This window comes from Terriglobales bacterium (genome assembly GCA_035764005.1).
GTDB lineage: Bacteria > Acidobacteriota > Terriglobia > Terriglobales > Acidobacteriaceae > Gp1-AA112.
On record DASTZZ010000027.1, the window covers coordinates 1 to 12,585 of the forward strand.

The window sequence follows — 12,585 nt, forward strand, 5'->3', positions numbered from 1 at the left end:
GTCGCTCCTGTGCCGGAGAGCGCGATGGTGGTTGGAGAATTGACTGCGCTGCTGACAATCGAAGCTGTTCCGCTATAGCTTCCTGCGGAAGTGGGCGAGAAGCTCACCTTTAATGATGTCGTACCGCCCGCGGCTAATGTATAGGGAGTCGATAGGCCGCTCACCGAGAATTCGGTTCCAGTGGCGCTTACCTGATTGATCGTCGCGCTCGTGTTTCCTTTGTTCGTCAACGTGATCGTCTGGGTTGCCGTCGTTCCAACGTTTGTGTTGCCAAAGTTTTCAGTGGCCGGATTCGCGGAGAGTTGAGCTTCAGGAGATTGATTTCCCGTTCCGGAGAGCGCGATGTTCAGAGGTGAGTTTGTTGAATCGGAGGTGACACTCACGGTGCCGGAGTAGCTTGTGGCTGTCTGAGGCGCGAATGTGATGCTGAGGGTTACTGTACCTCCTGCAGCAAGTGTGAATGGCGTTGTGATGCCGGTGGTCGTGAAAGCTGGGTTGCTCACGCTGACCTGGCTGATGGTGGTGTTGGTGCTGCCGCTATTGGTCAGGGTCATGCCGATGGTGCTGCTCGACCCTGCGTTCACGGTGCCGAAAGCAATAAGAGGGGTGATCTGGCCTCCCTGAGCCATTGCTGAATTTGTGCTGATTGATAAAAACGCAGAAGTAGCTACGAGAATTGCGGCAACACGCATTCGCGACATGTCGTTGTATTTACCTGTCTTTGGAGTTGTCGGCCTGAGGTTTGGGACTACAAGCGAGCACGTGCAACGCCAAGCCGCTCGGCGAGTAATGTCTCTCTTAATTACGTAATGCGATAAGCATAAGAAGCTCGGTGGTTTATTGGGAATACCAGGGGAGCGGTGTAATGAAGGAAATGGTGCTACAGCAGAGAATTTAGTGGTCGGCTGGTGCGAGTACAGTGCTAACTCTATGCATTGATATGCTAATTCTCAGTTTTGTTCTATAATGGTCCGAGTGCTGGATGTTAGACACTCGCCAGAGTCTCTGAGGAACTTAGAGATCACTAGGATGTACGAGAGTTTCGGAATTGGAATTTTTCGCTGTTAATACGCTGTTATTCTCGCAAGATCCGAGCTGGAAATAGATAACTCGATGCCAACTGTGAGTTAGGAAGATGAGTAGGCTTATTCGCTGTTATTTCCCTGTTCCCGCGCAGAGAGTTGACGAAATCGCTGGATTCACGCGCATTCTGCCGAATTCGCCGAAACTTTTCGCTGTTAATTTCGCTGTTAGCAGCGAAAGCTAATATTCCTCTTCGCACCGCCTACTGCACCTTGATCATGTACACGTCGGAGCAATCGTTGGCCACATGCATGTTCGCGGGACAGCCGTTGGGATGAGCCATATCGCTGGTGAAGATGACGTACTTGCCGTCGCGGCTGATAGCAGCATGAGGCTGTGCCCAATAGCTTTCCATGCTGCGCGAGCGCGCATGCGCGAGACGATAGACCTGTGAAGCATCTACTTTCTCCAGGATGATCTCGTCCTCATAGAGCTGCCAGTTCGCCGTCGACGCGGTTTGGTAATTGCTGTCGGTGAAGAAGAACTCGGGACTGGGCGTTCGGGAATCGAAGAACGAAATCGCGAACCATGGTTGAGATGCACTGCCGCGATAACTGATGTGCCAGTATGGCTGATTGTCTAGCAGGCAGATGGCTGACTTGATGTTGTTCAACTGTCGGACGTCTAATCCCCATCCGCTGGCGCATGGACTCGTGGCGCTGGAAAGAACCGTCGAGTTCACAACACTGGCGTAGATTGGATTGCCGTTCAGATCAGAGCCGGTGTCATAGTGGTTGGTATTGACGTCTTGCATGTGGACTAAGGTGCTGCCGGTCCAGAGTCTGACTCCCTGCTCAGCTCCCGTTCCTTCGTTCGTGAATTGAATCGTCAAACGATTGTCCGGAGTAAGTTGCAGCTTGTGCAAACATCCGGGTTGTCCTGCTCCGGCGACGGTGCCAGTGCAACTCGTTGTGTAAACCGAGGTCTTCGCTTTCTGGCTGAAGGACCACACGAAGATGTCCATGGTGCTGTTGCTGTTCTGTCCGATGAGCGCCATGTGATCGCCGTCCTGCGAGAGGTCGGCCATATCCATCGACGTGACCGCGCTGTACTCGGTGAAGGTATGAAGATTGGTCGAAGTGAGCGAAGTACCGCTGATGGTTCCGCTGAACACGCTATTATTCAGCGCGTAGTAGAAGACATTTCCGTTGGTAGCGTCCCACACCGGATGTCCACTGAAGTTCGGCATTTTGCTGGTGGCGATCACAACGTTGCCGCTGGTGCCGCGAATGCTCCAGTTTCCATCCGTCGCTACGACAAACAGCATGTTGTCGGCAGCATTGAGTGCGGTCAGCGTCGAGTAAAAGTTCATCAAGCCGGGATGCGTTCCGTCACCGAGAGTTTCTGCGCTGCCATTGGTCACTCGCTGCACAGTACAGCCGAATACAGGATCGACGTAGCTCTGTCCGGCGGCTGGCGGTGTAAAGGTGTCATAGTTTGGCGGCAGGTGAACTAATCCATCATTCAACTTGCCGCAGATCGGTCCTGAGCTGGCGGTCGTGCCCGCGCCCGAGAGAGAGACTGTGGTCGGCGAGTTGGCCGCATTGCTCACAAACGAAACCTGCCCGGTGACGCTGCCCGTTGCTGCCGGCGCAAATTGCGCGGTGTAGTTCACGCTTTGTCCTGCAGCGAGTGTGAGCGGCACCGTGATGCCGGTTCCGCTGAAGCCGCTGCCGGACGGCGTGATTTGGGAGATCGTCACATTCGCATTACCTGTGTTGGTCACCGCGATCGATTGCGTCGCTGTGCTGCCGATATTTACGTTTCCAAAATTAATGCTGATCGGATTCGCAGTGAGCTGCAGAACCGTCGCAGCGGCGCCCGTTCCGGATAGAGAAACGACTGTCGGGCTATTCGACGCGTTGCTGGTAAAGGTGACCTGTCCGGAGGCGCTGCCCGTAGCGGTCGGAGCAAATTGGGCGGTGTAAGTTGCGTTTTGTCCTGGCGTAAGCGTGAGCGGAGCGGTAATACCACTCCCGCTGAATTCGCCTCCTGTAACGGTAATTTGAGAGATCGATACGTTTGCGTTGCCGCTATTCGTGAGCACAACGGTTTGCGAACTGCTGTTTCCTACAGTGACACTGCCAAATGCCAGACTACTCTGGCTCACTGACAGCTGAAGCACTGTCGCAGTTGCGCCTGTACCAGATAGGGAAACGCCAGGATTGGTCGGCGAGTTGCTGGCGAACGAGATCTGTCCGGAGGCGCTGCCCGTTGCGGCGGGAGCAAACTGGACTGAGTAGTTGGCTGTCTGCCCGGGCGTCAACGTCAGCGGCAGCGTAATTCCAGTTCCGCTGAAACCTGCTCCCGAGGTAGATATCTGCGTGATCGTGAGATTGGCATTACCGGTATTGCTGATCGTGACTGCTTTCGTGCTGGAACTTCCCATCGTCACGCTGCCGAAGCTGAGACTCGTAGGACTCACGCTTAATTGAGGCGTCGGCGCCGCCACACCCGCGCCGCTCAGCGGCATGCTGGCCGGGGAATTCGGCGCGTTGCTTACCAGCGACACATTACCGGCTACGCTGCCTGTCGCTGAAGGGGCAAAACTCACTGAAAACGATGTACTCGCTCCCGCCGCAAGAGTGGTTGGCAGTGAAAGTCCGCTGACGCTATAACCTGCGCCAGTCGCACTAATCTGCGAAATTGTCAGGCTCGCACTTCCGGTGTTGGTAATCGCAACTGATTTGCTAGACGAACTGCCGACGGTCACGTTTCCGAAGCTCACAGACGCTGGATTAAGCGAAAGCACCGGCGCGGGCTGAGCAGATGCGACGGTCGTCAAAACCACCGATGTCGGAGAGTTTGCGGCATTGCTGACGATGCTCAGGGTGCCCGAACTCGTGCCGGTGCTCTGGGGATTCGCCGTGACCGTAAGAGTCGTGTTCGCACCGGCCGCAATGGTCACCGGAAGCGAAATGCTGGAAAGGCTAAAAGCGGCCCCGCTCACGTTGATCTGGCTGATAGTCACGCTTGCAGTACCGCTTGCGGTCAACGTCAAAGACTTGCTGGATGGGGTTCCTAGAACAGTATTGCCGAAATCGAGCGTGCTGCTGCCCGCTGTCAATTGACTGCTGCCGGAGCCGCTGCTGCCAGAAGGGTAGGCGCCAGTAGTTCCACAACCTGTTATGGCTATGATCGAGAACGAAGCAGCGAGAAGAACGAGCGGGCGTACCAGGCGCGAATAACCCGACATCTGGCCTCCTAGCGAACTGCGTGCTACCCCAAGTCGCGCCGAACAGGGATTCAGTCAGGGTAAGAACTGATCACTGGCACGAACTGTAAAGGTGGAGGCCGAGGGTCAGTAGATTACGACTGGACTAGTCGCGCGGTAACGGGTTGCATGTGCTTGCGATTCCGTCCGTTGCTGCAGTCACACTTTTTGACAGTCGCACGCGGATGAGACTTTCGTAACCCAGGCCCTGTACGGAACTGGGCAACCTCATGTCTTTAACAAAATTGCTAAACCAATGTTAGGAGGCATCATGCGATATCGATTCCTCTATTCAGCACTTCTTCTGTTTGGTTTCGCGGCTCTTCCGGCTAGTGCCCAGAGTGCGATCCTTTGCGGAAAGCTGAACGATGGACTTGTGTACCTAGCTCCAAATTGGGACTCGTTCAGCCCTCCTGGAACGGGCCAAAGTTACGTTGATCCAGTTTTCGGATGTCCGGTAAAGCGGTTAACGAACAGCGCCACTGACGAGACGGCCTGGGATGGGAAATATCTAGGCTTCATGCACTACTACTCCACATTCACGCCGATAAATGCGACCGACACGATGGTGTTCATCATTTCCAGCGATGGAATGTGGAGGATTAAAGATCTGAACGGAAACGTTGTTGTTCCCACAGCAAATACGCCAATTTTTGGCGGACATCCGGTGTGGGATGCGACAAACGCAAATGTTTTCTACTACGCCTCATACAACACTCTCTTCAGTGGCACGGTTTCCGGGAATAAGATTCAAAGCACTCCTCTGCACACATTCAGCGAATACAGCGGTATCGTTTCGCCGGATTCAGCGGATCTGTCTCAGGACGGCGATCACCTCGCGCTAGTTGGGCAAAACGCCGATAACACGATGGATGTCTTCGTGTGGTCTCTCAGTCAACAGGCCAAAACGTCGGTGTACAGAACGAGTTGCACGATCAATGGAAGCGTGGCCAGCGCTGCTCAACCAGGCTGCCTGCACAAGCTGCAGCTAACAGCAGACAATCAGCTGACGATGGAGTTCACGTATAACGGCACCGCTTCAGAAGACGGGATTCGACTGTGGACCGGCAGTTCGCTGATCCATCTGCAAGACAACACTGATCACTACGACACCGGATTCGACATGAACGGTAACTCAATTTTCATTGCGATGAACAACTGGGTTACTTTATCGAATCTCCTGAATCCTTGCCCGACTGGATGGGGAATGGATGTGAGACCGTTTCAGGACATCATTGCCGGACAGGCAACCGGTCCGGGAACGATATGTTTACTCGATCGCCCACAATATTGGCACGTGAGTTATCGTGGATCCGCAACTCAGCCTTGGGCGGCAATTTCTTTCTTCGATGCGCGACCACAAGGACCAGAGTTTTATACCAGTGATCCTAATTACCAAGTTCCACCAACAGCCAGTAGATGGGAACTGTATGAGGACGAGATCATGCTGGCTAAGATCGACGGCAGTGCCGTGTATCGCCTGGCACATGCTCGTTCCCGCAGCAGCGCAGGTTACTGGCCTGAACCACGCGCGGCAATCAGCCGCGACGGTAAATACATAGTATTCACCAGCAACATGGCATATCCAAACGGCTGCCCAACTAACATGCATGTGCCCGGGCAGTGCACCGATGTGTATCTGATCCAAGTTCAGCCATAACCGACAGCGCTCTGGTCCTGTCGTCCTCTAGAAATTAAGACTCAAATTTCAACACTCAACGGAGGCTCGTCCCTATGCCTACGACAATTCATTGCTCTGATTTGCAGGAGCAGACTTTCATCGAAAAAATCAGAACGCGCCAGGCTCGTGTTGGGATTATCGGACTCGGGTACGTAGGACTGCCGCTCGCTCTGCTGTTCAGCGAAGAGAAGTTCCGCGTCACCGGCTTCGATATCGACCAAAAAAAAGTCGAGATCCTTGAAAGCGGCGGTTCATACATCTACCGCATTCCGAGAGAAGAGCTCGCAACGGCCAGGTCTTCCGGTTTTTGTGCGACGACAGATTTTGCCCAGCTTTCCCGCATGGACGCGATCATCATTTGCGTCCCCACTCCGCTCAACGAACATCATGAACCCGATCTCAGCTACATCGAGAGCACGGCACATGCGATCGCCCCGAATCTGCGTGCAGGGCAGTTGATCGTCCTCGAAAGCACAACCTATCCCGGAACAACCGAGGAGGTTCTTGTGCCCATTCTCGAGCGAGAAAACAAATGTCAGTTGAAGGCTGCTCGCGTGGGCGCCGCGGATCGTGACGTCTTCTTCGTCAGCTTCTCGCCGGAGCGTGAGGACCCGGGAAATACTGAGGTTGCTCGTAGAGATATCCCGAAAGTAATTGGCGGAGTTGATGCCTACGCTACGGAATATGCCGGGGCTCTCTACAACACGGTCTTTCGCCGAGTAGTTCCTGTATCTTCTCCCGCCGCCGCAGAGATGACAAAGCTGCTCGAGAACATCTACCGTTGCGTGAACATCGCGCTGGTCAATGAGCTGAAGCTGCTGTGTCTACGGATGGGCATCGACATCTTTGAGGTGATTCGCGCAGCCGCGACCAAGCCGTTCGGATTCCAACCCTTCTACCCAGGCCCCGGATTGGGTGGACACTGTATTCCCATCGACCCGTTTTATCTTTCGTGGAAAGCGAAGGAATTCGATTTCAGGACGAAGTTCATCGAATTGGCCGGTGAAGTGAATTTGCACATGCCGTACCACGTGGTGGCAAGCGTGGCGGAGGCGCTGAATAAGCGCAAGCAAACGCTGAACGGATCCAAAGTCCTGGTGCTCGGCGTCGCTTTCAAGAAAGACATCGATGATCTGCGTGAATCACCTTCACTCACGATTATCGAGCTGTTGCAAAAAGAGGGCGCCATCGTCGCTTACAACGATCCTTTCTTTCCTTTTGTGGGGCGCGGGAGAAAATACGATCTGCAGATGCAAAGTACGCCGCTGACACAGATAGAAGAATTTGATTGCGTGCTCATCGCCACAGACCACTCAAACTATGACTACCGGGACATCGTCCAACGAGCTAAGTTGGTGATAGACACGCGCAACGCGACGCACGGGATTGCAGCGGAGAATATCGTCATCTGTTAATGCTGCACCCTGCTAATACGAAAACATAAAAGCCAGCCTTCAAGGGCTGGCTTTTTTATTGGCGACCGCAACTTCACTGAACAGTAGCCTGGCAAGACAGAGAAGAACAAGAGATTGCGACGTTCACACTTAGAAAATTCTGCCACGCTTGTAGTGCCTGATAAGTGTCCAGAACGCCGAAGCCATATTGTGTCTGCGGAATCGGTTGCGCATGAGAGAGGGCCTGGGCTGCGGTTGCTTGGTTCAGCAGGCCAGCATTTGTCGAATCCAAGCTCGCCATCAGAGCTACGGTTCCAGAGACGAAAGGCGCGCTAAACGAAGTACCCCATCCCACTGCGTAGGTTCCGTAAGGGTAGGTAGTAAGTACCGCCTCTCCGGGCGCTGAAATCCAGACCGGAGGAGTGCCATAGTTCGAGAACCAGGATGGAGTATTGTTGTTCGAGGTCGAGGCCACATCAATCACATTCGGCAAACCCGAGGGATAAACGATCGTTATCGATGCATCGTTCCCGGCCGAGGCCACACAGATCACGCTTTTACTAGTGGCATAAGTAATGGCGGTCGCGAGCTCGACGGACGGGGTAGTGAACTCAAAACTCATGTTAATTACTTTTGCATTGTGATTTACCGCATAGTAAATCGCGCGCAAAACATCAGATACATAACCTGTACCGTCAGCATTGAACGATTTCAACGGCATCAGCGATGCATTTGGGGCCACAAGGTGAACGATGCCGGCAGTCATGGTTCCATGTCCAAATGCGGAATACTGCGACCCGTCGATGACTCCAGCAGTTGATTGGTTCACGACACCTGAGGAGCCGCTCGTCCCAACAGTTTGTCCTGAGCCGTCTATGACACCCGCCGTGGATTGAGTGACATCGCCCATCTCCGATCCACCCTGCATGTTGCGGGTGAAGTCGTAACCACCCACAAGATGCGGAGCAAGAATGGAATTATTCGGATCGACGCCCGTGTCGATCAACGCAACTATTGTCCCCCCGCCAGCAACGTTGAATGAAGACTGCGTGGACGAGGTGCGAACGATTTGGTTGGGCGTTTGAACCACATAGCCTTCCCATACAGTGGCGCCGTAGTAAGAGATTGGGACCTGATCGTATGCGTACCAAGGCATCGTGTCCGTCGGGGGTGGGGGTGTATTCCCAGTCAGGTCTGGTTCGGCATCAGCTATTCCAAACGATGCCAGTAATCGCGTCAGGAATGCCTGAGCGTTGAGCAGTCCTGAGGTCTGAATTACGAAGAGTTGCCCGTTGGGGTCGCCGATGGCTTGGACAACCTGGCATCCAAGAAGGAAACAGGTGAGCTTCAGCGCAGGCAATCCCAGCGTGTCGCGGACGATAAAGCGTGCGGGAGAAGAGACATTACCGCCCAACTGCGCGTCCAACGCGATGGACGGCATCGGTCTTCCCGCAGACGGCTGAGGTGTTAGCACCACAAAGCACAACGAAAATGCGCAAACAGCAACTTTCGCCCAGCAGGGACACCAATTTCGATCTGTCGCTTTCATATCATCTCCCATGGGGAACAGGGCGATTTGAGTTGCAAGCAATCTGGCTCGAGGCATTCAGAAGCTATGCAGGTTCCGTTGTTGAGCACTCGCCCATCCCGGCACTCGCCTTGCGCTTCTTTCCGAATGCCTGAGTGTCTACCTGGAGCTGCGTAACCATGATGGGCAAATGAACGGGATGTCGACGATCGATACACAGCTCAAGCTTAAGTTCGTTGCTTGCATCAAACTCAAACCGGAATTCGCCATTGTCGTTGCTTAATGTCCTAACAACATTGCGTCCGCGCTCGATCAAGCAAACGGGAACACCGGTTAAAGGATGTCCAGGTCTTGCACTGTCCAGCATCTGGCCAACTACTCGCCAACGCTGCGAACTGCCTTGTCGCTCGAACTCCATATCGACGTAAACCGAACCGATTCTGTAGAGGACCTGGCGATCACTGACGAATGAACTTCGCGCACCCGCGGGCAGCGGTTGCGCCGTACTGTCAAACAAGATCTCCAGCGGATTGCGGCTGTTGCCATCTTTTTCGATGGCAATGGAAGCATTTACGGTCAGAACGACTTGGGCGGGAGACATAAAATGAGCGCTCCTGAAGCCCAACAAGCGCAATGCAGCGGGGCGAGTCCGCCAGCATGCCAGGTGGCTGCAGCCAGAGTAGATGCTCAGTAGTCGGTTTTCGGTTGTTTGCTTCGGGCGGCCTTTTTGCCGCAGAGCTTGATCTAATCGAACGAAAGAGAACTTAGAAGGAAGGCCCCAAAAAGATAGATGCCAATGGCTGCGACCCCTCCCCAGGAGAGATTGGCATTGCATACGCTCCCCATTTTCGCCGCAATCGCCGTCCCGGCCGTGCACGCCATCTGAGGCCCTTCAAGATTGTCGCTTGACTGACGCTAACCTGCCCGTTACAAAATCGCATCCGACTTTCCATGAAGAAGAACGGCACTCGGCTCAGCTTTCTGGCGGTGGAAGCCGAGGAAGGTCATCCCGTCTCCACCCGCAAGCTATTGCTCGAATCCGCGAAGCACACCGTAATCACCGCTTACTCCGCAGAAGAAGGTCTTGAGATGCTGAAACGCTTTCCCAAAGTGGACGCGGTTGTAATCGACAGCGAGTTGAAAGGCGCCAAACAGCTCGCCGAACACGTGAGAGCCGAAAGCGACAGCATCCGCATAGTCTGCCTCGACCCACGCATAAGCGCGAGATGCTCGTGGGCAGACAAAACCGTCAGCACACACGATCCAGGGGAACTACTGAAGATGATGGAAGAGTTGGGTGGACGCACCGACATCTAGGACGAGCGATCCATTCGCGTAGACGCGAAGAGGCGTACGAAAGCGGAATACGGATCAGAGCGGTGCTGACGTTCTTCTTCCTTATCATTTGTACGCCACCAATAAGCGCGAGCCTCAGAGACTTGATCCCATCGCATGCCCTCCTGGTCTGCGAGTCTTCACATTAAAGCAGGCGATGAAACAGGAGTGACGTTGGTAAACGCAGCAGTATTGGCCATCTGATTTTGTGGCGCAAGTCCAAGATTTCCTTACCACAGTTTCATAGCTGCTGCGATTTGTGTTGCTGTGAATGGTTGAGGCGACAGTTTGTCTTATTGATCACTAGTGCATACATGATCACAGGTCATGGCCTTTGGGAATAGATATGTACTTGGCGGCGCGAACCACTTACGGTAGGCTTAGTCGGACTTTTCACAAAACTGGAGGATATCCATAATGGGCCAGCAAACTCCGATCGAAACAGTCTTAGAGTGTTCCCAATGCCGACGGCCACTCGCTCACTCCGACTTGGTCCAGATCGCCGGAAACTGGTTGTGCGCCGAGTGCAAGCCGGCATTCCTGAGTCGGCTGATGGCGAGCGGCGCTGCCGGCGCTTCGCCACTGGCCTGGCAGTACGGCGGATTTTGGGTTCGTTTCGGTGCACGCATCATTGACAGCTTGGTATTCGTGGTCCCGATCCTGATCTTCGCGGCTGTGCTTATCCCAAACCTGTTGCGTGCGGGGAACCAAGCGAGAAATGCGGCCGGCGCACCCAATCCGGCCGTGTTCGGGTACGGGATGATCACTTTTTTCGTTGCTTTTTACCTCCTGGCAGCTTGCTACGAGATCCTGTTCCTGAAGTACCGCAGTGCGACTCTTGGAAAGATGGCGTGCGGACTAAAAGTGGTCCGATCTGACGGCCGCAGCCTGGGTTGGGGCGTATGCTTTGGGCGTTTTTTCATGTGGAATGTTGTCACCAGCGGCATTCCCTATGTAAATACCGTCCTCATGTTGATTAGCTCGATCATGTTGGGCGTGGATGATGAGAAGCGAGCCTTGCATGACCGGGTATGTGACACGAGGGTGATCTACAAATAGGGCATGCTGTGAACCTTAGTATCAATCCGTTCACAGCCGATGCGACGCGCTCTTCCTCAAGCGATCAGTTGCCATCGTCGGGTATGGGAACCACAGCAGTCTCATGTCCCATTTGCGGAGGGGACGTGGTACCGATTGAGACTGACGGAGGATGGCAGTCCTGCGCGTTCTGCACCAGCCGACTGCAGATCTGTCTCTGGCCCGTTGTCCGGCAGAACACAACGCCCGCTACGGCTCTTTCCGCTCAAGCGACCTGCTTTTTTCATCCCGATAAGGCGTTTCAGGCTTGCTGTGAACGGTGCGGCCGGTTCGTCTGCCGGTTGTGCGATTTGCAATTAGGAGCCGAACACGTTTGTCCGGCGTGCTTTGAGCGGGGGCGCGACCAATCTGGCGCTGAAGCCGGCAAAGCGGAATGGCGGTATCGCGATGTGCTCTATGATTCCATCGCGGTGGCAATAGGATGGGGTTGGATTCTCTTTTGGCCAGTCATTGTAGCGGCGATTCCGGCAGTGATCGTCTTGCACGTGAAGTACCGCAAGGCGCCACGTTCTTATTTGATTCCGCGGTCTGGGTGGCGTTTCTGGGTGGCGTATGTCGGCCTGGCCTGGCTGCCACTTTTGTTTGCCGGCGCGACGTTGGGACGTTGGATGGCGGGAGCGCGCTGATTGAGCAGTGCATTCCGCAGAATATCGCGCGTCAGCAGCCTAACTGGCGGCACGAAGTGGTATCTAAGCCACGACTGTTTGCTTGCCGCGAAGCGCACCATGTATGCGGTCGAGTATCGGCGGTTTTATCTGCGCGACCTGGAATCCGTCATTGTGTGGCCCAGCCCTCGCTGGCGGCTCCGCTTCATTCCAGGGATACTGTTTGCATTTCTCGGCGCCTATTTGTGGGAGTTTGTGAATTCCACCGCCGGCGAGATTTTCGTCGGCCTGGCTCTGGCGTGGATGGCATTGGAACTGGCGCTCGGGCCGACCGCCAGGTCGCGCATTCGCATTACGGGAGCAACGGTCGACTTGCCGCTGGTGAAGCGAACTCGTAACGCGCAGAAGGTACTTGCCAAAATTGATGCCGCGGTTCGCCCGACTCGCACGTTTATCGAACACGCACCCGATGCGCGAACGACTACCTCACCGGCGGAACCTCACGCTGAAACGAGGTCCGAAGCATCCGCGACTGCTTCCATCGCGGTTGTGACGCAGACGAATGGCTCCTGAGAAACCAGCCGATATTTTCCGCAAATCTCCCGCGACCGGATTGAGCCATGCTCGGTGTTTGTTTCATCCGTTGC

At 54.5% G+C, this 12,585-nt stretch carries 10 protein-coding genes; 6 read left to right on the plus strand and 4 right to left on the minus strand.

The features are described 5' to 3' along the window. Together VFU50_04855 and VFU50_04860 are read right to left on the minus strand one after the other, a co-directional pair. Positions 1–701 (minus strand): choice-of-anchor D domain-containing protein (locus VFU50_04855; GenBank protein ID HEU5232167.1); only part of this gene is annotated, 701 nt, incomplete at its 3' end. 584 nt (positions 702–1,285) lie between these two features. After that, complete coding sequence (locus tag VFU50_04860; protein ID HEU5232168.1) at positions 1,286–4,279, minus strand: choice-of-anchor D domain-containing protein; 2,994 nt, start codon at positions 4,277–4,279, stop codon at positions 1,286–1,288. 289 nt (positions 4,280–4,568) lie between these two features. Here VFU50_04860 and VFU50_04865 point away from each other — a divergent pair, with 289 nt between their 5' ends. Both VFU50_04865 and VFU50_04870 read left to right on the plus strand, forming a co-directional pair. Continuing rightward, positions 4,569–5,957: a hypothetical protein gene (locus tag VFU50_04865; protein HEU5232169.1), complete on the plus strand. Its 1,389-nt coding sequence runs from the start codon at positions 4,569–4,571 to the stop codon at positions 5,955–5,957. A 74-nt stretch (positions 5,958–6,031) separates the two neighbouring features. Then, entirely contained in the window at positions 6,032–7,393 is a 1,362-nt protein-coding gene (locus tag VFU50_04870; GenBank protein ID HEU5232170.1) for a nucleotide sugar dehydrogenase, read from the plus strand. A gap of 73 nt (positions 7,394–7,466) precedes the next feature. Here VFU50_04870 and VFU50_04875 read toward each other — a convergent pair whose 3' ends face one another. Both VFU50_04875 and VFU50_04880 read right to left on the minus strand, forming a co-directional pair. Continuing rightward, entirely contained in the window at positions 7,467–8,813 is a 1,347-nt protein-coding gene (locus VFU50_04875; GenBank protein HEU5232171.1) for a S8 family serine peptidase, read from the minus strand. Between the two features lie 172 nt (positions 8,814–8,985). After that, positions 8,986–9,501: a hypothetical protein gene (locus VFU50_04880; GenBank protein HEU5232172.1), complete on the minus strand. Its 516-nt coding sequence runs from the start codon at positions 9,499–9,501 to the stop codon at positions 8,986–8,988. Between the two features lie 350 nt (positions 9,502–9,851). Here VFU50_04880 and VFU50_04885 point away from each other — a divergent pair, with 350 nt between their 5' ends. The 4 genes from VFU50_04885 to VFU50_04900 all read left to right on the plus strand — a co-directional run bounded on the left by VFU50_04885 (position 9,852) and on the right by VFU50_04900 (position 12,511). Then, complete coding sequence (locus VFU50_04885) at positions 9,852–10,217, plus strand: hypothetical protein (GenBank protein ID HEU5232173.1); 366 nt, start codon at positions 9,852–9,854, stop codon at positions 10,215–10,217. Between the two features lie 435 nt (positions 10,218–10,652). Continuing rightward, complete coding sequence (locus VFU50_04890) at positions 10,653–11,294, plus strand: RDD family protein (GenBank protein ID HEU5232174.1); 642 nt, start codon at positions 10,653–10,655, stop codon at positions 11,292–11,294. A gap of 8 nt (positions 11,295–11,302) precedes the next feature. Continuing rightward, positions 11,303–11,959 (plus strand): hypothetical protein, encoded by a 657-nt coding sequence (locus tag VFU50_04895; protein HEU5232175.1) that lies wholly within the window; start codon positions 11,303–11,305, stop codon positions 11,957–11,959. Continuing rightward, positions 11,960–12,511, plus strand: coding sequence for a hypothetical protein (locus VFU50_04900; protein HEU5232176.1), 552 nt, complete (start codon positions 11,960–11,962; stop codon positions 12,509–12,511). Positions 12,512–12,585 lie beyond the last annotated feature (74 nt).